Source organism: Halorubrum sp. SD690R, from assembly GCF_005435035.1.
Taxonomy (GTDB): Archaea; Halobacteriota; Halobacteria; order Halobacteriales; family Haloferacaceae; genus Halorubrum; species Halorubrum ezzemoulense.
On the sequence record NZ_SGTV01000002.1, the window covers coordinates 137,401 to 162,004 of the forward strand.

The 24,604-nt window shown below is 70.5% G+C and carries 28 protein-coding genes; 17 read left to right on the forward strand and 11 right to left on the reverse strand.

Going from position 1 to position 24,604, the window contains the following annotated elements; all coding sequences use genetic code 11:
• Positions 1–29 precede the first annotated feature (29 nt).
• From EXE41_RS02095 to EXE41_RS19195, 3 genes are all read left to right on the forward strand, one after another.
• Entirely contained in the window at positions 30–221 is a 192-nt protein-coding gene (locus tag EXE41_RS02095) for a hypothetical protein (RefSeq protein WP_049930539.1), read from the forward strand.
• A gap of 182 nt (positions 222–403) precedes the next feature.
• Positions 404–841, forward strand: a complete 438-nt coding sequence (locus EXE41_RS19190) for an alkaline phosphatase family protein (RefSeq protein WP_199240850.1) — start codon at positions 404–406, stop codon at positions 839–841.
• Positions 838–1,638, forward strand: coding sequence for an alkaline phosphatase family protein (locus tag EXE41_RS19195; RefSeq protein ID WP_094552785.1), 801 nt, complete (start codon positions 838–840; stop codon positions 1,636–1,638). Before EXE41_RS19190 ends, EXE41_RS19195 begins: the two co-directional genes overlap by 4 nt.
• A gap of 63 nt (positions 1,639–1,701) precedes the next feature.
• On the opposite strand, the gene EXE41_RS02105 is transcribed toward EXE41_RS19195, so the two are convergent.
• From EXE41_RS02105 to EXE41_RS02115, 3 genes are all read right to left on the reverse strand, one after another.
• Positions 1,702–3,093, reverse strand: a complete 1,392-nt coding sequence (locus tag EXE41_RS02105; protein WP_086215543.1) for a M28 family peptidase — start codon at positions 3,091–3,093, stop codon at positions 1,702–1,704.
• Positions 3,094–3,173: 80 nt separating this feature from the next.
• Entirely contained in the window at positions 3,174–3,881 is a 708-nt protein-coding gene (locus tag EXE41_RS02110; protein ID WP_049930541.1) for a DUF2270 domain-containing protein, read from the reverse strand.
• Between the two features lie 43 nt (positions 3,882–3,924).
• Positions 3,925–4,260 (reverse strand): hypothetical protein, encoded by a 336-nt coding sequence (locus tag EXE41_RS02115; protein WP_086215542.1) that lies wholly within the window; start codon positions 4,258–4,260, stop codon positions 3,925–3,927.
• A 104-nt stretch (positions 4,261–4,364) separates the two neighbouring features.
• Here EXE41_RS02115 and EXE41_RS02120 point away from each other — a divergent pair, with 104 nt between their 5' ends.
• Together EXE41_RS02120 and EXE41_RS02125 are read left to right on the forward strand one after the other, a co-directional pair.
• Positions 4,365–6,266: an ATP-binding protein gene (locus tag EXE41_RS02120; protein ID WP_137690178.1), complete on the forward strand. Its 1,902-nt coding sequence runs from the start codon at positions 4,365–4,367 to the stop codon at positions 6,264–6,266.
• Positions 6,267–6,404: 138 nt separating this feature from the next.
• Positions 6,405–6,857, forward strand: a complete 453-nt coding sequence (locus EXE41_RS02125) for a universal stress protein (RefSeq protein ID WP_049930546.1) — start codon at positions 6,405–6,407, stop codon at positions 6,855–6,857.
• Between the two features lie 27 nt (positions 6,858–6,884).
• Here the strand turns inward: EXE41_RS02125 and EXE41_RS02130 are convergent, their stop codons facing one another.
• The 5 genes from EXE41_RS02130 to EXE41_RS02150 form a co-directional block, all read right to left on the reverse strand.
• Entirely contained in the window at positions 6,885–7,172 is a 288-nt protein-coding gene (locus EXE41_RS02130) for a hypothetical protein (RefSeq protein WP_049930547.1), read from the reverse strand.
• Positions 7,173–7,327: 155 nt separating this feature from the next.
• Positions 7,328–7,804, reverse strand: a complete 477-nt coding sequence (locus tag EXE41_RS02135) for a 50S ribosomal protein L11 (RefSeq protein WP_049930549.1) — start codon at positions 7,802–7,804, stop codon at positions 7,328–7,330.
• Between the two features lie 132 nt (positions 7,805–7,936).
• Positions 7,937–9,310 carry an MFS transporter gene (locus EXE41_RS02140; protein WP_137690179.1) on the reverse strand — a complete coding sequence of 458 codons (1,374 nt, stop codon included), beginning with the start codon at positions 9,308–9,310 and terminating at the stop codon, positions 7,937–7,939.
• The gene (locus tag EXE41_RS02145) at positions 9,307–10,029 is read right to left on the reverse strand and encodes a TetR/AcrR family transcriptional regulator (protein WP_137690180.1); all 723 of its coding nucleotides are present in this window, start codon (positions 10,027–10,029) and stop codon (positions 9,307–9,309) included. Before EXE41_RS02145 ends, EXE41_RS02140 begins: the two co-directional genes overlap by 4 nt.
• Before the next feature lie 172 nt (positions 10,030–10,201).
• Complete coding sequence (locus tag EXE41_RS02150; RefSeq protein ID WP_004596869.1) at positions 10,202–10,396, reverse strand: cold-shock protein; 195 nt, start codon at positions 10,394–10,396, stop codon at positions 10,202–10,204.
• Between the two features lie 244 nt (positions 10,397–10,640).
• Here EXE41_RS02150 and sdhC point away from each other — a divergent pair, with 244 nt between their 5' ends.
• The 6 genes from sdhC (at position 10,641) to EXE41_RS02180 (ending at position 15,522) form a co-directional block, all read left to right on the forward strand.
• The gene (gene sdhC, locus EXE41_RS02155) at positions 10,641–11,066 is read left to right on the forward strand and encodes a succinate dehydrogenase, cytochrome b556 subunit (protein WP_049930554.1); all 426 of its coding nucleotides are present in this window, start codon (positions 10,641–10,643) and stop codon (positions 11,064–11,066) included.
• A gap of 1 nt (position 11,067) precedes the next feature.
• Positions 11,068–11,439, forward strand: coding sequence for a succinate dehydrogenase hydrophobic membrane anchor subunit (locus tag EXE41_RS02160; RefSeq protein ID WP_049930555.1), 372 nt, complete (start codon positions 11,068–11,070; stop codon positions 11,437–11,439).
• A 7-nt stretch (positions 11,440–11,446) separates the two neighbouring features.
• Positions 11,447–12,337 carry a succinate dehydrogenase/fumarate reductase iron-sulfur subunit gene (locus EXE41_RS02165; RefSeq protein WP_089308217.1) on the forward strand — a complete coding sequence of 297 codons (891 nt, stop codon included), beginning with the start codon at positions 11,447–11,449 and terminating at the stop codon, positions 12,335–12,337.
• A 53-nt stretch (positions 12,338–12,390) separates the two neighbouring features.
• A complete protein-coding gene (locus EXE41_RS02170; protein WP_049930559.1) occupies positions 12,391–14,220 on the forward strand; it encodes an FAD-binding protein in 1,830 nt (609 codons plus the stop codon).
• 327 nt (positions 14,221–14,547) lie between these two features.
• A complete protein-coding gene (locus tag EXE41_RS02175; RefSeq protein ID WP_086215536.1) occupies positions 14,548–14,775 on the forward strand; it encodes a helix-turn-helix domain-containing protein in 228 nt (75 codons plus the stop codon).
• A gap of 111 nt (positions 14,776–14,886) precedes the next feature.
• A complete protein-coding gene (locus tag EXE41_RS02180; RefSeq protein WP_049930561.1) occupies positions 14,887–15,522 on the forward strand; it encodes a uracil-DNA glycosylase family protein in 636 nt (211 codons plus the stop codon).
• 27 nt (positions 15,523–15,549) lie between these two features.
• On the opposite strand, the gene EXE41_RS02185 is transcribed toward EXE41_RS02180, so the two are convergent.
• Entirely contained in the window at positions 15,550–16,725 is a 1,176-nt protein-coding gene (locus EXE41_RS02185; protein ID WP_137690181.1) for an NAD-binding protein, read from the reverse strand.
• 121 nt (positions 16,726–16,846) lie between these two features.
• On the opposite strand from EXE41_RS02185, the gene EXE41_RS02190 reads away from it, so the two are divergent.
• The 6 genes from EXE41_RS02190 (at position 16,847) to EXE41_RS02215 (ending at position 22,331) form a co-directional block, all read left to right on the forward strand.
• The gene (locus EXE41_RS02190; protein ID WP_137690182.1) at positions 16,847–18,112 is read left to right on the forward strand and encodes a potassium channel family protein; all 1,266 of its coding nucleotides are present in this window, start codon (positions 16,847–16,849) and stop codon (positions 18,110–18,112) included.
• Positions 18,109–19,452: a potassium transporter TrkA gene (locus EXE41_RS02195; RefSeq protein WP_094580011.1), complete on the forward strand. Its 1,344-nt coding sequence runs from the start codon at positions 18,109–18,111 to the stop codon at positions 19,450–19,452. Before EXE41_RS02190 ends, EXE41_RS02195 begins: the two co-directional genes overlap by 4 nt.
• Positions 19,453–19,474: 22 nt before the next feature.
• Entirely contained in the window at positions 19,475–19,759 is a 285-nt protein-coding gene (locus tag EXE41_RS02200) for a ubiquitin-like small modifier protein 1 (protein WP_137690183.1), read from the forward strand.
• Positions 19,760–19,798: 39 nt separating this feature from the next.
• On the forward strand, positions 19,799–20,914 hold the full coding sequence (locus EXE41_RS02205) for a deoxyhypusine synthase (protein WP_137690184.1): 1,116 nt from the start codon (positions 19,799–19,801) through the stop codon (positions 20,912–20,914).
• Between the two features lie 114 nt (positions 20,915–21,028).
• On the forward strand, positions 21,029–21,502 hold the full coding sequence (locus EXE41_RS02210; protein ID WP_094552779.1) for a hypothetical protein: 474 nt from the start codon (positions 21,029–21,031) through the stop codon (positions 21,500–21,502).
• Between the two features lie 109 nt (positions 21,503–21,611).
• Positions 21,612–22,331, forward strand: a complete 720-nt coding sequence (locus EXE41_RS02215; RefSeq protein ID WP_137690185.1) for an SDR family NAD(P)-dependent oxidoreductase — start codon at positions 21,612–21,614, stop codon at positions 22,329–22,331.
• 39 nt (positions 22,332–22,370) lie between these two features.
• Here the strand turns inward: EXE41_RS02215 and EXE41_RS02220 are convergent, their stop codons facing one another.
• Entirely contained in the window at positions 22,371–23,780 is a 1,410-nt protein-coding gene (locus tag EXE41_RS02220; protein WP_137690186.1) for a carotenoid oxygenase family protein, read from the reverse strand.
• Between the two features lie 138 nt (positions 23,781–23,918).
• Positions 23,919–24,542 carry a hypothetical protein gene (locus EXE41_RS02225; RefSeq protein WP_137690187.1) on the reverse strand — a complete coding sequence of 208 codons (624 nt, stop codon included), beginning with the start codon at positions 24,540–24,542 and terminating at the stop codon, positions 23,919–23,921.
• Positions 24,543–24,604: the final 62 nt, after the last annotated feature.

Below are 24,604 nucleotides of genomic sequence, written 5' to 3' on the forward strand. Positions count from 1 at the left end.
TTTTGTAGCTTCGGGACGGAGCGCCGCGTATGGACGAGGGAACGGTGACCGTGCCGGACGAGCAGTACGAGCGGCTCGCGGCCCTCGCCGCCGCCCGCGGCGTGAGCCCCGAGACGCAGTTAGCCCGGCTCATCGACGACGCGTACGCCGGCCTCGACGCGGACGGCGACGCCCCCGAGTCGCTCCCGCTCGGCGTCTGCGACGGTTCCGACGAGGAGTGAGCCGAGCGGCGAGCTGACGAGCCGTCCGCGAGCCGCCGCGCCGGACTCGGGGCCGGCGCCCCGCCCCGCCGGCCCCCTCGCGGCCACGCCGAGAGGCGCTCGCCGAGGACCGACGAGACGCTCACGACAGGTTAAGAAACGATCCGCCCGGAGGGGGTCGGGACCTCTCTACGACCGCTACCGTGTTTCGAGACGATATCGAGCGGGTCCTTCGAGACCGTCAGCAGCGCGACGGCTACCTCTTCCCGGCGTACGAGGACTACTGCTTCGGGAACGTCCCGGACACCGTCCGATCGGTGCTCGACGCCGGCGGCCGCCGCGCCCTCCCGAGCGACGTGTTCGACGGCGTCGAGACGGACGTGGACACGGTCGTCCTCCTCCTCGTCGACGGGTTCGGCCTCGACGGCTGGAAGCGCCACCGTCCACGGTGTGGCCTCCTCGACCGGCTCACCGAGGCGGGAACGGTGACCCCGCTCACCTCGGTCTACCCGTCCGAGACCGCGGCGGCGATCACCACGCTCGAGACGGGGCGACTCCCGTGCGAACACGGGTGCGTCGGGTGGAACATCTACGACCCCCGGTTGGACACGGCCTTCCTGCCGCTCGGGGGGGGGATGTGAAATCGGGCGCGGCGGCGGAGCGAGTCCCCGAGGGGTCGGTCGTCGGATGCGAGTCGCTCTACGCTCGGATGCGCGACGCGGGGGTCGACTGTCACCGCCTCCAGCCGTTCGACGCCGGCGGCGAGGACGTGACCCAGCACGTCTACGACGGCCTCGGTTCGTTCGGCGAGCGCCTGTCGGCGGCGGTCGCGGCGAGCGGCGACCCCGGATACGTCTACGCGTACGTGCCGCACGTCGACCACGTCTCCCACGCCGAAGGCACCGACGGCCGGGCGTACGGCGAGACGGTGGCGACCGTCTGCGAGCAGGTTACCGCCGCTCTGCGGCGGGTCGATCGGCGGACCGCGGAGCGGACGCTGCTGCTCGTGACGGCCGACCACGGCCACGTGAACACGGACCCCGACGCCAATCTCGACCTCTCGGCGAACGAGGCGGTGACGGGGAACCTCCGACGGCACGCCGACGGCACGCCGGTCAAGATGTCCGGCAGCCCCCGCAACGTTCACCTCCACCTGCGACCGGGAACGGTCCCGGACGCGCGGCGAGCGCTCTCGGACCACGACGCGCGGACGTTCACCCGGCGGGAGGCGATCGACCGCGACCTCTTCGGCGACCGCCCGGTCTCAGACCGGTTCCGACGGCGCTGCGGCGACCTGATCGTCACGCACCGCGACTCGGGAGTGTGGTTCGGCGACGTCGAGCCGGAGAAACTGTCGTACGTCGGGATGCACGGCGGGCTCAACCCGGCGGAGATGCTGGTCCCGTTCGCGGCGGCCCGCGCCTCGGCGCTCGACTGACGCGGCGCGCGGTCCGGACTCGACGCCGGCCTCTGCCGGGTGTCTTTCGTCGACCTCCCGGGCTTACCCGTCGTAGGGCCACCGCCCGCCCGTCTTCAGCTCCTCGACGTACCCCTCGTCGATGGCGTCGCGGATCGACTCCCGCGATCGGTGGTCCGCCGCCACGTCACCCGTCGCGAACCGGTAGACGGCCGCGGTCACGAGCGTCGCCACCTCGCGGAGGTCGCGGGAGTCGAGCTTGTCGAGGGTGTCGGCGTGAGTGTGGCCCCAGCCGCGCCCTGACTGGTCGCTCGTCGTCGACGCCATCACGGCCGGGATTCCCTCCTGAACGAACGCCCACTGGTCGCCGTGGGGCGAGATCGTCTCGCCGGTCGTCAGGGGGGCATCGAACGCGTCCGCGACCGCCTCGAACGGCTCGCGCATCCCGTCGAACCCGTTCGTCCCCACGCGGAGGTTCCGCGAGCTACACGCGCCGTCGAGGTTCACCACGCAGGCGATATCCTCCTTCGGGGTCGTCTCCGCCGAGTGGTATGCCCCCCACAGCCCGATCTCCTCCGAGCCGAAGGTGACGAGGCGCACCCGCGTGTCGAGGTCGCCCTCGACCGTCGCGAGCAGGCGACCGACCTCCGCGACGAGCGCCGACCCCGCGCCGTTGTCGTTGGCGCCGTCGCTCACGTCGTGGGCGTCGACGTGGGCGGTGAGGTACACCGCCTCCTCGGTGTCCGGGCCGACCTCCGCGACCGCGTTCACCGAGGTCGTCGGCTCGTTGCGGCAGTCGACGTCGAGCGAGACGGTCGGGCGGTCGGCTCCCGAGCCGCGGCCGCTTCCGCCGTCGCCGTCCGCGGCCGTCTCGGCGAGCCGCGAGAGCCGGTCGCCGACCTCCTTCGAGACGCCGACGGCGGGGATCGGCCCCGGTCGGTTGTGGTACCCGATCTCGCCGGTGGGCGGGAGCGCCCCCTCGATGTGGTTCCGGAAGACGAACCCGACCGCGCCGCGTTCCGCCGCCGCGACGTACTTCTCCATCCGGTGGATCCACCGGTCGTGGCTCTCCGGCGTGCGAGAGGAGGCCATCGCGACCGCGCCGTCCAGCGCCTCGCCCGCGGCCGCGAACTCCTCGTCGGTGCCGTCGCCGACGTCGACGAGGGGGGCCGTCACCTCGCCGCTCGGGGTCCCGGGCAGCGCGATCACCTCGTGGGAGTTCCCGTGGTGCCGCTCCACCGCGCCCGACACCGACAGCGAGGAGTCGCCGCGCCACCAGCCGGGGATCTCGAACTCGTCGAGCCCGGCGTTCCGCAGGCCGGCCGCCTCGAACGCCTCGACGACGCGCTCCGCGCCGCGCCGCTCCCCGGTCGATCCCGCCATCCGGTTCCCGATGTCGGTCAGGTCCGTGAGGAGGCTCCACCCGAAGTCGCTCGTCCGCGCGTCGCCCACGACGCGGTCCGGTAGCTCGGTCATACGGTTCGGTAGTGCCCCGAGCGAAAAGGGGTTGCGGGAGTCGCGGATCGCCTCGTCTGGCTTCGCGAGGCCGTACCGGTTCACTTCCACTCCTCGGCGTCCTCGGCGGCCTGCATCTCTCCTTTAGCTCGTCTCGGCGCCCGCCGAACCGTCAGCGCGATCACGACGACGTAGAACCCGCCGACGAGCGCGAGCACGAGCGCGCCGGGGATCGGCCCAACCGACGCCGTTGCGACGACGCCGTTTCCGGCGGCGGTGAACACCGTGAGCCGCACGACCCACGCGGCGACGAGGACGGAGACGAGCGGCGCGTACACCCGTCGGAGACGCCGCGAGACCGCCTCGACGGCCGGCATCTTGATCGTCGGCTCGCGGAGGTCCTCGCTCAGCAGCGCCCGCCAGTTCGACTGCTCGACGCCCTCCGGATCGAGGGCGTTCGCGAACACGTTCTCCTCCAGCAGCCGGACGCGGGACCGCCACACGTCGAAGGTGCGGTACCGACGCGTCTCGATGCCGAGGAAGACGCTGAGCATGACGAGCCCGATGAGCAGCACGTAGTGCGGCCGCGACGCGCTCGAGAAGGTCCACGTGAGCAGGGACGCGGTCACCACGACCGCCCAGTTGGTCGTGCGGTCGATGCGGGTCCGCCACGAGCTCGTCCGTCCGAGCTCGCCGCGGTATGCGTGGCCCATCAGCGAGAGGAAATCGGACCGGTCGCCGGCGGCCTCGGCGGCGACCTCGCGCTCCTCCCGAGACTCGGGGTCGAAGTCCTCCGACGGTTCGGACATACCGACCCGTACCGAGGCGGGGCAGGTAAAAGCGAGGCGAGACTCAGGCGGGGTCCGCCGCGGTCACCTCGACGTCGACCTCGTCGGGGTCGACGCCGATCCGCGCGAACTGCGTCCGGACGTGGTCGCGGGCCGCCTCGACCGCTTGGTCGCGCGTGTCGAACCCGCGGGGCATCGGCTCCTCGAAGGCGACGCGGATCTCCTCGCCGTCGACGACGAGCGGGGAGCCGCCGCTCTCGACCTCGTAGAAGGAGTCGCACACCCACACGTACGGCGCGTCCTCGTCGGGCGCGCCCTTGTACGCCGGCGGCTCTTCGCCGCGCTCGAACACCGTACCGGTGAGGTCCGTCCCGCCTCCGCTGCCGCGAACGAGTATCATGGCACGGGTACGGGGTCGAGCGGGATAAGGGCGCCGCGGGAGGGGTTCCCGTGCGTCCCGGCGGGAGGGCAAACGCTTTCGGCCCAGCGGTCGGTGGATACGCCATGACGCTGGAGGATTTCACCGAGTTCACCGGAGACGGTGACGGCGACGGCGGCGCGCCGAGCGAGGCCGACGGCGGAGGCGACTCCACGGCCGACGGCGGGGTTGCCTCGGCGGCCGACGGCGGGAGTGCGGCCGATGCGGGGGGTGATTCGGCGACCGAAGCCGGGACCGCTGACGCGCGCGGCGACGCGGAAGACGAGGCGTTCGCCGCCTACGACGCGACGCCGGCCGGCAGCGACGCGGGGCTCGGCGTCGTGTCGGTCTCTCAGGGGCTCCGCGTGGCCGAGGAGGAAGACGAGACGTCGCTGAAGGCGTTCGTCACGACCGGCAACCGCGAGTCGGTGCGGCTCGGAAAGTACCTCCTGATCCCGTACCCGGACGGCGAGCGGCTGTTCTGTCGGATCACGGGACTGGAGTACGCGCAGGAGTTCCAGTCCGACGACGCGACCGAGATCCACGCCCGCCGGCAGATGCGCCGCGACGAGTTCGCCGAGCGCGACTACAAGTTCGTCGCCGACCTGGAGCCGATGTCCGTCGTCTACGGCGAGGGCGAGGGGATGAAACGCCGGATGACGGACCGCGTGCCGAAGCCGGGCGCGGTCGTCGAGGAGGCCGACGACGACGCCGAGATCAAGACGGGGCTGAAGATCCCCGACGACGGCGTCTTCCTCGGCCACCTCTCCGTCGGGGGCGAGAAGGTCCGCACCGCGGCGGAGCCCCCGACGGTCGACTACCGCGTCAAGGACGACTACGGCGACGGCGACCCGCTCGCGTTCCGGCACACGCTCGTCGCCGGCGGCACCGGTTCCGGGAAGACCCACGCCTCGAAGAACGTCCTCCGCCAGTACCTCAACTCCGACCGAACCTACCCGATGGGCGACGGCCGCGAATCGCGAATGGCAGTCGTCCAGTTCGACCCGCAGGACGAGTACGCGCAGATGCACGACGACAACCCCGACCTCGACGACGCGTTCGCGCGCCGGCTGGAACGCGAGGGGATCGCCCACGGGGGCCACGACGACACCGTCGCCCTCGTGCCCCGCGTCGCGAACGCGACGTACCCCGGCGAGGGGCACCGCGCCGAGCGCGTCGAGTTCACGATCCCCTTCTCGCTGGCGAAGGACATGCCGTGGCTGGTCGCCGGCTCCGGGCTCAACGACAACCAGTACCCCGCGCTGTTGACCCTCATCAACCGGTTCTTCGACAACTACGGCGACGCGGGCACCTACAGCGAGTTCCTCTCGTACCTCGACGACCCGGCGCTCAAAGAGGAGCTCCACGAGAGCGGTCGGATCCACGAGGCGACGTTCGACGCGGTCAAACGGCGGGTCCGCGGGGTCCCGAGCGGGATCTTCGATCAGGACGCGAAGCCGATCACGGAGCTGGACCACACCCTCGTGCGCCCCGGCGGGCTCTCGGTCGTCCCAACCTACCACCTGCCGACCTCCCGGCAGAAGGAGATCGTTGTCCTCGCGGTCGCGGGGCTGCTCGTCGACGACAAGCTCTCGAACGACCCGGAGAGCGACCGGATCAAGGAGACGCCGCTCCTCGTCGGGATGGACGAGGCGCACAACTTCCTCGCCGACGCCGACAACGTCCAGGCCCAGAAGGTGGTCCAGAAGTTCACGGAGGCCGCGAAGCAGGGCCGCAAGGAGCGGCTGGGCCTGTTCCTGATCACGCAGGACCCCCAGGACGTGGCCGAGTCGGTGTTCAAGCAGGTGAACACGAAGATCGTCTTGAACCTCGGCGACGAGGACGCGATCTCCAGCGTCAACATCCCGTCGAACCTCGCCGGCAAGGTGCCGTACATGGAGAAGGGGCAGATGGTCGTCTACTCGCCGGACAACTCCGAGCCCGTCGAGCTGATCGGCCTCTCGGAGTGCGTGACGCGGCACGACTGAGACGAGCGCCGCGCGGCCGGCGAGCGCTCCGCGACCGACTGCCCCGCCGCCCGGTCCCGGCCTACGGCCTCGCGGTGAATTGTCGCCGACTCGAACTCATCGCCGCCCTTTTTGTCCGGAGCAGTCGAACCGCCGCGTATGAGCAAGCGCATCCTCGTCGCGGTGGACGGGTCGGAAGAGGCGGCCGAGGCGCTGCGGTTCGCGGCCGACGAGTGGCCGGACGCCGACCTCACGGCCCTTCACGTGATCAACCCCGCCGACTCGGCGACGGGCGCCGACGGCGGGTTCCCGGGCGCGTCCGACCAGTGGTACGAGAGCGCCAAGCAGCGCGGCGAACGGGTCCTCGCCGAAGTGTCGGAGATAGTCGACCGGGATGTCGAGACGCGGCTGGAGGTCGGCCGCCCGACGAAGACGATCCTCGGCGTCGCGGGCGGCGAGAAGCCGGTCGGCGAAGACGGCGAGGACGGCGAGCCGTTCGACCACCTCGTGCTGGCGAGCCGGGGCCGGACCGGCCTCTCGCGGGTCCTCCTCGGCAGCGTCGCTGAGGGCGTGGTGCGCCGCGCCGAGGTGCCCGTCACGGTCGTCCGCTGAGCGCGCTCCGCTGACGAGGCGGTCCGGCTACCCCTCGGCGCGCTCGGCCGCGACCACCTCGCCGACCATCGACCACCCCTCCTCGTCGGGTCCGGAGCGGCCGAGCAGGATGTCCTCGTAGTCCTCGGAGCTGATCAGGCGGAACTCGGCGTCGGCGTCGCCGTCGGTTCGGACGCCCTCGCCGCGGAACTCCCGCTGGAAGAACTCCGTCGACGAGAACTCGAAGACGCCGGTCTCGCCGGAGTCGAGTTCGAGCCGAACCGGTCGGGGCTGGACGTTGTGGATCCGCTTCGCGATCGGGTTGAGATCCGGCATACCGACGTGTCGGTCCGGTCCGCTCATAAGTGGCCGCCTCCGCGGACGGCCCGAACCCGGACGGTGCGGAGGGCACGCACCCCGATGACGCGGACCGCGGTGTAACGGGTCGGAATCGAAAGCGGCGCCGGAAAGCGGAGAGCCGGAAAAAAGCGTTACTCGTCGAGGACGTCGTCGTACTCGCCGGCGTCGACGCGGTCGTCGAACGTCCTGGCGTCCTCGCCCTCGATGGTGACGCCGAGGGAGGCGCAGGTGCCGCCGACCTCCTTGGCGGCGGCCTTCGTGTCGTACGCGAGCAGGTCGCTCGACTTCTGCTCGGCGACCTTCTTCACCTGTTCGATCGACATGTCGGCGACGAAGTTCTCCTGCGGCTCGCCGGAGCCGGTGTCGAAGCCGGCCTCGTCCTTGATGAGCTCCGCCGTGGGCGGCACGCCGACCTCGATGGTGAAGGAGCCGTCGTCGTCGTACTCGACGGTGACGGGCACCTCCATGCCGTCGAAGGCAGCGGTCTCGTCGTTGATCTCCTCGACGACGTCCTGAACGTCCACCGGCGTCGGTCCGAGCTCGGGACCGAGCGGCGGGCCGGGGTTGGCCTGCCCACCGGGGACGAGCGCTTCGATAGTTCCAGCCATGTCCGTACGAACCCGACGCCGACTTTTAACGGTTGTTCTTTCGGGCAGGGGGCGATAGCGGTTCGCATACGGCGTCCCGACGCCCCGCCGGAAGGAGTTCCCGTCCCGCCGGTCGGGCGGCGACGAGCGCGGCTACGCGTCCGTCGCGACGGGGTCGTTCCCGCCGGCCTCGCCCGCGGCCTGCCCGGGCAGGAACGTCCCGGTCTCCCGTCGGACTCCGAAGAGGAGGACGACGCCGGCCAGCAGCGGGAGGACGGCGCAGGCGGCGTAGATCGGCGTGAAGCCGACCGCCTCGATGAGGGGGAGCGACACCATGGGGCCGAGCCCGCCCCCCACGTCGCCGAGGACGTTGTTCGTTCCCGAGGCGCGCCCCATGCGCTCGTCGGGGGTGAGGTCAGCGAGCAGCGCCATCATCGGGCCGCTCGTCCCGCCCTGTCCCGCGCCGATGAAAACGCAGGCGAGACCCAAGGAGAGGACCGAGCCGGCCCGCGCGAGCAGCAGGAACCCGACGAACGAGACGACGAGGAAGGTCAGGAGGATCGGCGTGCGGGAGTCGCGGGTGTCGGAGACGCGTCCGCCGACGAGCATGAAGAACGCCGCCGAGAGGACCGTTCCGGCCATGAACAGCCCGGAGGTGCCCTGCGGGGCGAGACCGAACAGCGAGATGTCGTTCGCGCCGAGGAACAAGACGAGCGTGGAGAACAGCGCGCCGATGTACGCGAACATCAGTCCGAAGTTGACCAGCCCGACCGTCAGCGCCGGGACGGCGGTGTCGATCTCCCACGGCCTGATCGAGTCGTCGGAGCGGTCGCCGGTGACGTGCGTCTCCGGGACGTACCGGTAGGCGACCGCGCTCGCGGTGAGCGCGAAGGCGGCGGCGACGGCGAAGGCGGCGACGTTGCCCGCGAGCGCGGAGACGACGCCGCCGAGGACGAGGCCGGCCGGGAACCCCATCGTGATCCCGCCGCGGACGATCCCCATGTTCGTCCCCCGCGAACCGCTGTCGGAGAGGTCGGCCGCAATGGTGTACGCCGTCGCGAACACCGCCGCGGAGCCGAGCCCCCAGAGGACCCGCGCGAGCAGGAACCACGTCTCGGGCGCGACGGCGACGCCGATCGGGGCGAACCACTGCTCGGGACCGACGACCAACGGGCCGACGGCGAACGCGGGGAGCGAGGCCGCGAGTGGACGGAGCGCCTCTGCGGGGGGCATCGCGAGCGCGACGACGTAGCCGAGCGTGGCGACCCCCTCGACGAACAGCCCGGCGACGAACGGCGTCCGGGTCCCGTACCGGTCGACGAGGGCGCCGGCGGGCGCGTTCGCGATGAGTCGAACCCACCGGTTCGCGGAGAGGATCGCGCCGACCATGAACGCGGAGATACCGAGGACTGCGCCGAGGTTGGGGAGGATCGGGAAGACGACGCCGCCGCCGAAGCCGACGAAGAACGTGCTCGCGATCACCGCGAGCAGCACCGGCGGCGGTCGCTCGAACCCGAAGCGGCTCATTCGCCGGGGTCCGTGGACCTGCCGGCCGCTCCGTCGTCGTCGACCGATTCGTCAGGGTCGGCGTCGCCCCGAAGCGCGTCGATCGACTCGTCGAGCGGCGGCAGTTCCACGCCCTCCGCGAGCAGCGGGCCGACGATCCGCCGGAGCGTCGCCTCTGCGACCTCGCGGGTGTAGCCGGCCGCGTCGTCGTCGCGCTCGGCGCCGGCGAGGGTGATCTGTCTGGTCCGGGCGCCGTCGAGGGTGGCCACGAGCAGCGCCGCCGTCTCCTCCGCGTCGACGTCGCGGAAGACGCCGGCATCGATCCCGTCCCCGAGGATGTCGGCGACGGTGCCCCGCAGCAGCCGGTCGCTGCGCGCCAGCTGCTCGCGGATCCGCTCGTTGAACGGTCCCTGCGTGCGCAGCTCCAACAGGGCGATGTGGAACGCCTCGCGGTCGGCCTCGTCGGGCGCGAAGACGAACCACCCGACGAACTGGACCAGCCGCTCGACGGGCGGGTCGTCGGCGCGGGCCGCGATCCGCTCCTCCGAGTCGGTGACGACGTAGTCGAGGAAGGCGACGAGCAGGTCCTCCTTCGTGTCGTAGTGGTAGTGGAGCAGCGACTTGCTCTTCGAACACTCGTCGGCGATGTCCTGCATCGTCAGGTCGGCGTACCCGTGAGCGCGGAGGGCGCTGTACACCCCGTCCATGATCTCCTCCGCCGCGCTCGGCGCGTCGCTCATTGACTGACTAGTCAGTCAACGAGCGGTAAATCCCTATCGGTCGGGGTCGGATCGGGCGTCTCGCCGTCGGCGCCGACCGGGCCTACCGCCCGCGGTGGCCCGCGATCCGGAGCGGCCGCTCGAAGGGTGAAAGCGGTCGAAAAGCCGATTCGCCTCGGGTGTCGTCGCCGACTTACAGACGGGTGACGTTCGACGCGCGCGGACCCTTGTCCGCCTCCTCGATGTCGAACTCGACTTCCTGACCCTCTTCGAGGTCCGGACCGCCGACGTCCTCCATGTGGAAGAACACGTCCTCGTCCGCGTCGTCAGTCGAAATGAAACCGTAGCCGCCAGTGTCGTTGAAGAAATCGACTTCGCCTTTCGCCATTGCGACCGAAAAAGTGGGAGTGGAACATAAAAGGCTTCCGTGACGGTGCGGTCCCTGAAACCCGGTCTCACGGGCCGGTCCGACGGCGTCGCGCCGCCGCGAGCCGGCTCTCGCGGAGCGTTCAAAAATCCGCCATTTCGGGTCGTTGCGTCCGTTTCGCGGGCGTTCGTCGCTCGCCGAGATCCGGGAGCGAGCCCCGCCGTGTTAGTAACTACTATACGACCCCGGTTCAGAACCGTTAGGTATGAGTCAGTCGTACAATCGAGGCCTCATCGAGGACTTCGGCCGTTGGCGGGAGTTCGAGGCGGGGATGTGGGCGTGGATCTTCCACAAGTTCACCGGATGGGTGCTCATCGGGTACCTGTTCACGCACATCGCCGTGTTGAGTACGGGGATTCCGGCGGCCGGCGCCAGCGAAGCCGCGATCGCCGCGGGCAACGACGTGTACACGCAGACGATCGTCTCGCTGGAGGGGCTGCTGCTCGTCCGCATCCTGGAGGTCGGCCTGCTGGCGGTCGCCGTCTTCCACATGCTCAACGGCACCCGGCTCCTCCTCACCGACCTCGGCATCGGGTTGGACGCACAGGACAAGAGCTTCTACGCGTCGCTGGTCCTCACCGGAGCGATCACCGTCGCGTCCGTGCCGACGTTCATCGCGGGGGCGTTCTGAGATGGCCGAGCGCTACTCCTCGTTCCAGTCGGGCGGCCGGATGTGGCTGCTCCAGCGGATCACGGCGGTGTTCCTGCTGGTCGTGTTGGCGTTCCACTTCTTCCTGCTCCACTTCGTCCACCACGCCGACGAGGTGTCGTTCCTCGCCAGCTCCGGCCGGATGGAGCAGCTGAGCTACTACTCGCTGATGATCCTCTTCCTCGTGACAGCGACGTTCCACGGGGTCAACGGCGTCTACAACGCGCTGGTCAACCAGGGGCTCACCGGCACGAAACGCACAGTGATCAAGTGGACGCTCGTCGCCGCGAGCGTCGTGCTGATCGCGCAGGGAATCCGCACCGCGAACGCGTGGGCGGGCATCGGACTCTACTGAACCGACAATGAGCACGCAAATTCCGAAGCAGACCGAGGAATCGACCGAGGCCGAAACCGAGACGGAGCCGGCCTCGAAGGGCGAGGAGCGCCGCGCCGAGAAGCGGCGCCGCGCGGCCGAGCGCCGCCAGCAGCGACAGGAGGAGGAAGCGGAGAAGGCGGCCGCCGACGAGAGCACGGTCGAGCTGAAGGTGTTCCGCTATGACCCGCAGGTCGAGGGGAAACAGGAGCCGCGGTTCGACACCTTCCACGTCCCGTTCACGAAGGGGATGACCGTCCTCGACGCGCTGATGTACGCGCGCGACACGTACGACTCCTCGCTCACGTTCCGCCACTCCTGCCGGCAGGCGGTGTGCGGCTCCGACGCGATGTTCGTCAACGGCGGCCAGAAGCTTGCCTGTAAGACGCAGATATCGGACCTCGAGGAGCCGGTCCGCGTCGAGCCGCTCCCCCACGCCGAGGTGACGAAGGACCTCGTTGTCGACATGGAGCACTTCTACGAGCAGATGGAGGCCGTCGAGCCGTACTTCCAGACGGACGAGTACCCGGACGGCGAGCTCGAAGAGCAGCGCCAGGACCGGGAGAACCGCGAGAAGATCAAGATGTCCACGCGCTGTATCTGGTGTGGCGCGTGTATGTCCTCGTGTAACGTCGCCGCGGGGGACAACGAGTACCTCGGGCCGGCCGCGATCAACAAGGCGTACCGGTTCGCGATGGACGAGCGCGAGGGCGAGGAGATGAAACAGAAGCGCTTAGAGATCATCGAGCAGGAGCACGGCGTCTGGCGGTGTCAGACGCAGTTCTCCTGTACGGAGGTGTGCCCGAAGGACATCCCCCTCACCGAGCACATCCAGGAGCTGAAGCGCGAGGCGGTCAAAAACAATCTGAAGTTCTGGTAATCCCGACAGACAGTATCAAGGGACTTCGGAACTTACGAAATTACATACCAACAATGCACGAACACGATGTCGTCGTCGTCGGGGCCGGCGGGGCAGGACTCCGGGCGGCGATCGCGGCACAGGAAGCGGGCGCGGACGTGGCGATGGTGTCGAAGCTCCATCCCGTCCGGTCGCACACGGGCGCGGCAGAGGGCGGGATCAACGCGGCGCTGCGCGACGCCGACTCCTGGCAGGACCACGCGTACGACACGATGAAGGGGTCCGACTACCTCGGCGACGCGCCCGCGGTCGAGGCGCTCTGTCAGGAGAGCCCCGAGGAGGTCATCCGCCTCGAACACTGGGGGATGCCGTTCTCCCGCGAGGACGACGGGCGCGTCTCGCAGCGACCGTTCGGCGGCCTGTCCTTCCCGCGCACGACGTACGCGGGCGCCGAGACCGGCCACCAGATGCTCCACACGATGTACGAGCAGGTGGTCAAACGCGGGATCACGGTGTACGACGAGTGGCACGTGATGGACCTGGCCGTCACCGACGAGGACGATCCCGCGGAGCGGACCTGCCACGGTGTCGTCGCGTACGACATCCAGAGCGGCGAGATAAGCGGCTTCCGCGCCGAGAACGGCGTCATCCTCGCGACCGGCGGGATGGGGCAGGTGTTCGACCACACCACCAACGCGGTGGCGAACACCGGCGACGGCGTCGCGATGGCGTACCGAGCCGGCGTCCCGATGGAGGACATGGAGTTCATCCAGTTCCACCCGACGACGCTGCCGTCGACCGGCGTCCTCATCTCCGAGGGCGTCCGCGGCGAGGGGGGAATCCTCTACAACAGCGAGGGCGAGCGGTTCATGTTCGAACACGGCTACGCGAACAACGACGGCGAGCTCGCCTCTCGCGACGTCGTCTCCCGCGCCGAGCTGACCGAGGTCAACGAGGGGCGCGGCATCGAGGACGAGTACGTTCACCTCGACATGCGCCACCTCGGCGAGGAGCGCATCCTCGACCGCCTGGAGAACATCCTCCACCTCGCGGAGGACTTCGAGGGCGCCGACGGGCTCACGGAGCCGATGCCGGTCAAGCCCGGTCAGCACTACGCGATGGGCGGCATCGAGACGAACGAGTTCGGCGAGACCGTCATCGACGGGCTGTACGCCGCCGGCGAGTGCGCCTGCGCCTCCGTCCACGGGGCGAACCGCCTCGGCGGTAACGCGCTGCCGGAGCTCATCGTCTTCGGCAAGCGCGCCGGCCGCCACGCCGCCGGCGAGGAGATGGGTGAGGCCGAGATCGAGACCGGCCGCTCGGGCGACTGGCAGCCCGCCGACTACGAGTTCGGTGTCGAGGTCGGCGAGACGAGCGGTTCGGGAACGGCTGCGGCCGACGGCGGCGCCGTGGCGACCGACGCCGAGAGCGTCCTCGGCGGCGCCGTCGACCGAGCGCAGGAGCGCGTCGACGAACTGCTCTCGCGGAAGGGCCGCAACCACGCCGAGATCCGCTCCGCCGTTCAGGAAACGATGACGGACAACGTCAACGTGTTCCGCGAGGAAGGCCGGCTTGAGGAGACGTTAGCCGACCTCCGCGAGGCCCGCGAGGCGTACAAGGACGTCGCGGTGTCGGACCCGTCCCGGACGTTCAACACCGACCTCATCCACACGATCGAGACGCGGAACATCTTGGACCTCGCGGAGGCGCTGACGATGGGCGCGCTCGCTCGCGAGGAGTTCCGGGGCGCCCACTGGCGCAAGGAGCACCAGGAGCGCAAAGACGAGGACTGGCTGAAGCACACGCTCGTCTCGTGGAACGACGGCGAGCCGGAACTGTGGTACAAGCCGGTCGTCCTCGAGGGCGAGAACAAGACGTACGAGCCGAAGAGCCGGTCGTACTGAACCGCCCGGGACGCTCGGTCGCCCGCGGCGGCGCGTCGCGGCTCCGACCTCTTGGGCCGGAGTTCGCCCGGTCCGGTCGCGGTCCCCGATCCGTCCGGCGGCGGCCCCGGATCGTTTCGCCCGATCGATCCGGATCGTTCACGGTTCCTTATCCGTCGACGGTCGAAACCGAGCGTCGATACGCGTCGATTCGCCGTTCGTCGATCGACGTTATCGGTCCGATTTAAGAGAAAAATAGTTTCAGGGCCGTTCTCAGACCAATTCACGCTGTTTCGACGAACGTTGAATAGGGGGTTTATTATCGTCGAACCCGTCATATCGGACAAGATGATCGAGACGGAGACCGCGTCCGCGGCGGCCCCCGCGCTGCCCCGGGAGCTCCAGTCGCCCCGCGCCAAGCTCGTGTACCTGTACCTGACCACGAACGGCGACGCCACGGTGTCCGAGATGGGCGAGTCGCTCGGGATGAAGAAGCTCTCCCTGTACAGCATCCTGAAGACCCTCCGCAGCGAGGGACTCGTCGACTGCGACGGCGACCGGTACGTCCCGAACTGAACGGGCCGCGCCACCGCCGCACGCTGCTTTTCACGCTCGTTCCGCACCGCCTCGTCCTCGTACGGCCCTCCCCGGCGGAGCGTTTAGGGACGCGGAGCCCACATAGCAACCGTGGACGCGAATCAGACGGATTTCGAGAACCCGTTCGCGATGGACGCCGACTGCGAGAACTGCGCCGAGCTGTGCGGCGCTCGCGACCGCGTCGTTCACGGCTACGGCGACGTCGGCGCGGAGTTCCTCGTCGTCGGGACCGGCCCCACGGAGGCCGCCGAGCGCAACGGCGTCCCCTTCACCGGCGCGGGCGGCGGCGAACGCGTCCAGTCGATCTTCGCCGACCTCGGGTTCGTCCGGTCGGCGCCGGACGCCGCGGAACCGGACGTACAAAACCTCTTCTTCACGAACCTCACGCGGTGTCGCCACCCCGACCGCGAGCCGACGGACCGGGAGGTCGACACCTGCGAGCCCTTCCTCAACGCGGAGATCCGGATGATAAACCCCCAGATCATCGTGCCGGTCGGCGACCGACCGCTCCGCGAGCTGGCGGTCGAGTACACGACTCGCCGACCCGACTCGTTCGACGTCGACGCGGAACACGCGACGACGATTCGCGGACGCGGGTTCGAGCTCGTGCCGATGAAAGAGCCGAGCGAGATGAGCGACGCCGAGGCGGACGCCTTCTGCGACCACATGCGCGAGAACGTCCTGAGCCGGGACTACCGGCAGACGAAGGGCCGACAGAGCCGCTGAGCGGTCGCGGTCTCTCCTGAGCGTCGCTCAGTCGTCGAGGTCGATGTCCTCGATGATTCCCTCCGTCGCGTCCTTGCTGTCCGCGCCGAACGCGCAGTCGACGATGATGTGCCCGCCGAGCGTCGTCGGCGAGATCACCTGGTCGGCGCCGGCGCGCCGGAGCTTGTCGACGTTCTCCCGCTGCGTCACCGCCGCGACGATGCGCACGTCGGGATTGAGCTGGCGGGCGGTGAGGATGGCCAGCGCGTCGTGCGCGTCGTCTTCGGTGGCGGCGACGACCGCCCGGGCCCCGTCGAGGTTCACGTGTTCGAGCGGGCCGACGTCGCTGGGATCCGCGGTGTACACCGGGATGTCGCGGTCAGCGAGCCGCCTCGCGGCGGTCTCGTCCGGCGTCACCACGGCGTACTCGACGCCGTCGCGGGCGTCGAGCTCTTCGAGTATCGGTTCCGTCAGGTCCCCGTAGCCGAGCACGAGGACGTGGTCGTCGAGGAGGTCGATCTGTCTGTCGGTCATCTTTCCGAGCGCCTTGGAGAGCTGCGCCTCGATGGCGGGCGTGAGGAGGACCCCGAGCGCCACCGCGAAGGCGGCGACGTTCACCACGAGCGAGGAGAGCGCGAACAGCTGCGCGATGTCGGAGGCGGGACCGGTCGCAGGGTGGACGTCGCCGTACCCCACCGTCGAGGCGGTGACGACGGTGAAGTAGAAGGCGTCGACGATCGTCTCGATGCCCTCGAACTGGTCTCTGAGGGCGTACGACCCGAGCGTCCCGTACGCGACCGCCCCCACGAGCGCCGCGCCCGCGGCCAACTGCGTCGGCGAGGGCCTGAAGTCCCGGTCGAACCGGCCCCGGTTGACCACGAGCGTCGGCACGGAGAGGAGCGACAGCGCCACGAGCGGGAACGACAGGACGGAGGCCTGCATCAGCCCCTGAAGGGCCGTCAGTGGCAGCAACACGGCCGTGGTGTACCACCCGATCCGGTAGCCGTTCCGGAGCGCGAACCCGCTCCCGAACATCGCGAAGCCGGTTATCGTCCCGGTGAACCCGACCGTCTGGCGGACGACCGGGAGCACGTACGGGGCGAGCGGCCCGTCGACGCCGAGCCCCCCGATCTGGGCTAGCCCGGCGAGGATCGACAGCACCGCGACCGCGAACGTCAGGAGGATCGACGCCCGAACGGTCACCCAGTCCCGGGTCAGCTCCATGTTCCCGGGTCGCCGAGACCGAACTTAAACCCCGCGAGGCCGCCGCGGAATCGATCCGACGGGCGCTCCGCGCGTCGCTCGCGCCGATACTGGTTTAACCGCGCCGCGGATTGGACGCCGTATGTCGCTGCCCGTCGAGATCGTCTTCGGCGTCTACCTCGGCGTCATCACCGGGATCGTTCCCGCGCTGGTGGCCGGGACCCTCGGCTTCGTGTTCAAGTACGTCACCGACGTGACGATCCCCGGGCTCGGAGTGGTCGTGCTGTCGCTCGCGATCGCCGGCGTCAACGGCGGCCTGCTCGCGCTCAACGACGAGACGATTCGGTCGTCGGAGCGCGCGCCAGCGATCCTCACGGCGATCGTCGTGGTGTTGATGATCTCGCTGTACGCCCACGCGCAGGGGGACCGCCTCGGCGCCAGCGCCCCCAAGCGGATCTCGCTCAAGCAGCTCCGCGACCGCACGCTCTCGACGGACGTGATCGAGCTCGTCGGCGGCCGCGGGCGCGTCTCCGTCGAGGTCGCCGGCGAGGTGACCGACATCGAGGGGTACCCGCCGCTGCCGGCGGACACGCGCGCCGCGATCCTCGACGGCGACTGGACGTTTCCGGCCGACCTCCCGCTCGCGGAGCTGGAAGACCGGTTCGCGGAGCGGCTCCACACCGAGTTCGACCTGGCCGACGTGTCGGTCCGGATCGACGAACAGGCGCGCGCGACGGTGTCGGCCGCCCCGCCGACCGGCGCGCTCTCGAAGCGGGTGCCCGCCGGGAAGCGCGCGGTGTCGGTGTCGGCGCTCGTGCCGACCGGGATCGCCCGCGGCGACGTCATTCGCGTGATAACGCCGGATATCGACGTCGAGGGCGCCGTCATCGCCGCGCAGTCGAGCGGGAAGCCGGAGCCGGGCGCCGGGGCGGCGTCGACTGTGGTTCCCCCCGCGGGCGACGACGCGGATTCGGAGGACTTCCGAACCGACGGCGGGGAGACGGACGCTCCCTCGCCCCCGGCGGCGACCGCGCCCACGACGACCGGGGGTGAGGGGCGGGTGACGCTCGCCGTCGACCGCTCCGAGGCGACGGATCTCCTCCGCGCCGACCGCGGGCGCGTGCTGGTGCTGTCGCGAGGCACCCGCCGCGAGTACGAGCTCACGGCCCTGCTCCGGCGGGCGGGGAAGCGGTTCCGCAAGGTCACCGTCGCCGCCGGCGGACCGTTGGACGGGCACACCATCGGCGAGGCCGAGGTCCGCGAAGCCTACGACGTGGCCGTCCTCGCGGCCCGTCACGACTCGTGGCGCGTCGCGCCCGACGGGACGCAGCCGCTGTCGGCGGGCGACGACCTGTTCGTCGTGGGGAGCCGCGACGCGCTCGACCGGTTTGCGGAGGTGGCCGCGTGAGCCCCGCGCTCGGTGCGGTCGCCGCCGTCGGCGTCTCCCTCGCCGCCGCTGATGTCCCCCTCGCCGCCGTCGAGGTCGGATTCGCGCGGCCGCGACAGGCGGCCGTCACGCTCGTCACGTTCGCGGTCGTCGCCGCCCTCCTGACCGGGGGCGCGGCGCTCTCCTACCGCTGGTACTTCCGAACGGCGATCCCCGAAGGGGTGACCGGGCTGCTGGGCGTCGCGGTCGTCGCGCTGTACCTCAACACGACCTCGCTGGGGTCGGTCGCGATCGGCGATAATCCGACCCTGTTGGCGCCCGAGAGCGTGTTCTTCAACCTCGTCTCGCTCGGCGTCGCAGTGGTGATGGCGCCCGTCGGCCGATACGCGGGCGACAGGCTCGCGGTCGACGTGTTCGCGCTCTCCGGCGCCAAGCAGCTCGACGGCGAACTCAGCGGGGTCGTGCGCGCTGTCGGGCGGTTCACGGCGGTGACGCTCCCACCGGCCGACGAGATCGGCGACATGGAGACGTACGACCCCGTCTCCCCGGAGAAGAAGGACGAGATCGCCGAGAAGACGCTGCTCTTCCCCCGGAAGCTCTCTCCGGAGTCGCTCCGCGAACGGCTCGTCACCCGGCTCAAAGACGAGTACGGCGTCGGCTACGTCGACGTCGACCTCGACGCGGACGGGTCGGTCGAGTACTTCGCGGTCGGCTCCCGCGCCGCCGGGCTCGGCCCGACGCTCGCGCCGGAGTCGGCGGCGGTGGCGGTGGCGGCCGACCCGCCGAACAACGCCACCGCCGGGGACACGGTCCAGCTGTGGCGCGACGACGCGGAGCCGGAGCGCGTCGCGACCGGCGAACTGCGGGGCGTCGCCGGCGACGCGGTCACCGTCGCGCTCGACGAGTCGGACGCCGAACGCCTGACCGACCAAGGCGGCTATCGGCTCGTGACGCTCCCCGCCGAGCCGCGGGCGGATCGCGAGTTCGCCTCGCTGCTGCGGAGCGCGGACGAGACGATGGCCTCGGTCACGGTCGCGGCCGGGAGCGACCTCGACGGGAGCACCGTCGGCGAGGTCGGCGCCGTCGTCGCCGCGGTCCGACCGGCGGCGGGGTCCGTCCAGCCGATCCCGCCGCACGACTACGCGTTCGGCGCTGGCGACCTGGCGTACCTCGTCGGGCGCCCGGACGCGATCCGGTCGTTCGAGGCGGCCGCGTCGACCGCGGGGAGCGCCCAGACGGCGGCGTCGGCCGCGGAGGCCGCAGGCGCCGCCCAGTCCGCCGCGACCGGGGACGGCGACGCGGCGGGGGTCGAAGACGACGGCGACGCCGCCGTCGACTCCGACGGGACGCAACGCTCTTGAGCCGCCCGCGCGGGGATCCGCTATGGAGTGGAAGCTGTTCGCCGACCTCGCGGAGATCGCGGGCGACCGCGCGGTGACCGTCGACGCGGAGCCGGGCGACACGGTCGGCGACGCGCTCGACGCGCTGTTGGACGCGCGCCCCGACCTCCGGGACCGCGTGATCGAGGACGGGAGCGTCGCAGACCACATCAACGTCCTCCGGAACGGGCGGAGCGTCCGCCACGACGACGGGCTCGACGCGACGCTGGAGGCGGGCGACGAACTGGCGCTGTTCCCGCCGGTGAGCGGTGGGGCCGCCGACCGATAGATCGGTCGTTTCAAACGCGCGCCGACCCCAGTCGGAGCCATGATCGACAGCGACGGGGACCCCCGAGACAACGCCGCGGACGCCGGTGGCGAGGATCACGGCGGTGAAGGCGATCACGCCGACGGTGACGGCACCGGCGGCGAGCCGAACCGCGAGGAGTTCCACGAGGACCCGGTCGGCCACACGCGCGCGACGGCGGGGATGACGGTGAGCGAACTCGTCGACGGCTACGGCGACGCGGGGATCGGGGCGGCGTCCGTCAACGAGGCGGGCGACGTGCTCGCCGACATGCTCGCGAACGACGACTGTACCGTGTTCCTCTCGCTCGCCGGCGCGATGGTGCCCGCCGGGATGCGCCGGGTCGTCGCCGACCTCATCCGCGACGGCTACGTCGACGCGCTGGTGACGACCGGGGCGAACCTCACCCACGACGCCATCGAGGCCATCGGCGGGAAGCACCACCACGGGCGCACCCACGACCCGGAGAAGAGCCTCCGCGAACACGACGAGGGGCTCCGCGACGAGGGGGTTGACCGCATCTACAACGTCTACCTCCCGCAGGAGCACTTCGCCGAGTTCGAGGGGCACCTCCGCGAGGAGGTGTTCCCCGCGCTGGAGGCCGACCCCGACGCTGACGGGACCGACGCGGTCTCCATCGCCGACCTCACGCGCGAGCTCGGCCGCGCCAACGCCGAAGTCAACGACCGCGACGACGTCCCCGAGGGGCCGGGCGTCGCGGCCGCCGCCTACGAGTCCGACGTCCCGATCTACTGCCCGGCGGTCCAGGACTCCGTGCTGGGGCTTCAGGCGTGGATGTACGCGCAGACGGCCGACTTCACGCTCGACGCGCTCGCGGACATGACCGAGCTGACCGACCTCGCGTTCGAGGCCGACGACGCCGGCTGCCTGCTCGTCGGCGGCGGCGTGCCGAAGAACTTCACGCTCCAGACGATGCTCGTCACGCCGCGGGCGTACGACTACGCCGTCCAGATCACGATGGACCCCGAGGCGACCGGGGGGCTCTCCGGCGCGACGCTCGAGGAGGCGCGCTCGTGGGGGAAGCTGGAGAAGGACGCGCGCAACGCCTCCGTCTACGGCGACGCGACCGTGATGCTCCCGATGCTCGTCGCCGCCGCCCGCGACCGCGTGGAGTAGGGTCGCGTCGCCGGTCGCCGGCGAGCGCGCAGGCGATCTCGGCCACGAGTGAGGCCGGACGCCGCACGCGATACGGGGAGAGATATATGCGTGAAGACACCGATACGTGCGCGTATGGGCTCGATCGGCGGCCGGCCGGAACTGCTCGGGGGGCCCGACGACGTCCTCGATCCGCGCTCGCGGCACAACGTCCACGTCACCCGCGCGGCGGACCTCGACCCGGTCGGTCCGTGGTCCCGCGAGACGCTGTACGCGGTCGTGCGGCGAGCCGACGGCGAGGGGCGAGTGGTCGTCCTCGATTACGGCCGTCGCGAGATCTACCTCACGGCCAGGGACGGACTCGCGTACGAGCCACCGCAGGGACTCGGCCTCGCGTCGCCGCCGACGCTCCACGTCGCCGAACCGCATCGAGTCGCCCCCGACCAGGGGGCGGTCACCGCTATCGACCCCGTCGACGTCGCTCCCGAGTTCGACGTCCTCGTCCCCGCCTTCGACTGGGACGAGATCGACGAGGACGACGTTTTACCCCCGGTTCACCGCCGGCCGTCGAGGGCGCCCGCCGGAAGCGGCGCTGGCACGTCCGGCTGACGTTCGGTGCGCATCGACCGGTCCGCCCCGCCGATGTCGGCATCGCACGCGGGGACAGCTACCCCACGCCGTCGCCACAATTTACACGAGAGGCCCGAGTACGCGACGTATGACGCGAACAGCGGTCATCGCGGGCGTCGGTCCGGGACTCGGCGAGTCGCTCGCCAGAAAGTTCGCCGCCGAGGGCTGTCGGGTGGCGCTCTTCGCTCGCTCGGCGGACTACCTCGAAGACCTCGCCGCGGACCTGCCGGACCCGGGTGAGGGGCTCGCCGTCCCGACGGACCTCACGGCGGTCAAGCAGATCCGGGACGGGTTCGAGACGGTCCGAGAGGCGTTCGGACCGGTCGACGTTCTCGTGAACCACGCGAGCGCCGCCTCCTGGACGGGACTCATGGACACGAGCGTCGAGGAGTTCGAGGAGTCGTGGGCGGTGAACGGCCGCGGCGCGTTCGCCTGCTCGCAGGAGGCGGTCGACGACATGCTCAAAACGGGCGGCGGGACGGTCGTCTTCACCGGCGCCACCTCGTCGGTGCGGAGCCTCGGCGGCGCGATCGGGTTCACGGCCGCGAAGTTCGCGGCCCGCGGGATGGCGATGGATATCGCGCAGGAGTTCGGCCCGGAGGGCGTTCACGTCGCTCACGTCGTCATCGACGGGCAGATCGACTCGCCGGGGGTTCGCGAACGGTCCCCGGGCCGGGACGGCGACACGTTCCTCGACCCCGACGAGATGGCGGAAACGTACTGGCACCTCGTCGAACGGGACGACGTCGGCACGCAGCCGTTCGAGGTCCACGTCACGAACGGGCCGCGGAACTCCGAGTTCATATAATGGGGTCGGTACAGCGGACAACGGACGGTGCGGTGACGCTCAACTGTCACGGAAGAACCGGCCGTGGAAGCCGAACGGCTCCGCGTGGGGGAGCGACGCGTCGGCGAGGAGTGCGAGCGTCCCGGCGTCGAAGACGAGCAGGCGGGTCTCCTCCGCGCGGCTGTCGAGCGCCGGCGCGACGACGACGCCGTCGTCTTCGGCGGTCGCGCCCGGCCGCCGCACGGGGATCGGCTCCTCCACGAAGACGCCGTCCTCCCACCACTCGCGCGTCCGACCGGTCTCGACGTCGAGCTTTACCAGTCCGTTCGCGCCCTCGCGGTCCGTCGCCTGCGCGTACGCGTACCGGTACTCGCGGCCGACGACGTCGGGGGCGACTCGGGGGAGCTCCACGCCGACCCGGTGGAGCGTCGACCGGTCGACTTCGTTGGACCGCAGGTCGACCCGATACCGGACTGGGCGCCCGTCGGGGACATCGACGTCCGAGGGGTCACCGTCGAGCGCGTCGAGGCGCATCGCGTCGACGATACCGGGGTCGGGAAACTCGACGAGGTCTACGACGACCTCGTCGCCCGTCGCGTACGCGTTGACGTGGTGGAAGGCGAAGACTGGCGGGAGCGCGGGATCCGCGACGAGGTCGCCGGTCTTGCGATCGACGACGAGGACGCGCGTGCCGCGCTCCGGCTGCCAATCGAGGACGTCGAGGATGCCCTCGGAGAACGGGCTCAGCGCGCGGCGGATCGGCATCACGAGCGGCGTCTCAACGAGGACGACGTGATCGGTCGTGATGCTACAGTCGTGGATGTACCCCGGGCCGTCCGCCGCGATCGACGCGACCCGTTCCCTGGCGCGACGGTCCGGGGCGAGCCGGTAGACGTGATACTCGGGCGTTCGACCGAACTCGGTCACGAAGCCGAACCACGCGTCGGTCTCGGGGTCGCGCACGAGGTGCGCGGCGGTGACGTGTTCGCCGAGGTCGTCGTCGAAGCCGAATGCGCCTCGGGTCTCGAGCGTCGCGGGGTCGAACGCGATCCGACGCGGCGCCTCGGTGAGCGCGACGTGCTCGCCGTCGAGGCGGGCGACGTGAACGTTCGCGTTGTCCGTGATCTCCGGCGGGCCGAGCGCCCGCAGCCACGACGCGATTTTCCCCACGCCTGCCCGGTCGGTCCCGAACTGCCCGGAGACGGAGCCGTCCATCGCGTCCGCGTAGGCGTCCGTGCGGAGGAAGCGATTCGAGTACGACAGCGCCCCGTCCTCGAACGCGTATCGCCGAAGCATCGCGAGTCCGTCGAACCAGTGCCCGAGTCGCTCACCGCCGACATCGAACAGCCCCGGACCGTTCCGAATGAGCGTCCCCGACAGCCACGACGGGATGTCGCCCTCGACCGGGGGACGGTGGTCCGTCACTTCCGTCGTGAGCGATCGGAACCCGACTCCGTAGCCCTGCCCCATACGGACCGCCGATACGGACCGTACGGTAATCAATTGACCCGTCCCTCGAGGCGGAACGGGCGGAACGACCCCGAGCAACCACGCATCCCGGCTCCGGAACTCGCAGGGGCACCACCGGAACTCGTCATGAGGGCCGGTTCAGTCGGCGTCGAGCGCCGCCGCCAGTTTCGTCGCGCCCCCCTCGGAGACGCTCTCGCCGTGCCCGACCAGGATTCGCTCCGGGCGGTAGTCGGCGAGGCCCTCCGGCGCCTCGTCGAGCGCCGGATGGACGCCGACGTCGTTGTCGCCCTCACAGAACCCCTGGAGGGTGCCAAGCGTCTCCATGACGACGAGGGTCCCACCGGATTCGTCGACGAGGACCGCCTCCTCCCACTCGTCCGTGTCGATGAGGCGGTGGACCTCGTAGTTCGTGCCGGGGAGCTCCGCGTCGAACGGCTCCGGCTCGCCGTCGAGTTTCTCTCGCGTCAGGTCCATCCACTCCGGGACGGACACGGCGACGCCGTGGCGCGCCGCGATCGCTTCGGCGTCCCGCGTGTGTCGGTCGTGGGTCACGACCACGCCGGCGACCTCGCCGAGGTCGCTCAGCCGGTCGTCGAGCCCGTCGGCGTCGAGCGGGTCGACGACCCAGACCCCGCCCTCGGTCGCGAGCGCGTGACTCCCGCGCATCGCGTCTTCCTCGGGATGCGCGACCCAACTGACGCCGCCGTCCCATTCGGTCACCGCCTCGAGCGAGGGTCGCCCCGTCGGCTCGTCGTCGGACATGTGTGCGACTATTAGACACACGAGTAAACGCCTGTCCGTACCGGAACCGAGGCGGGCCGTCC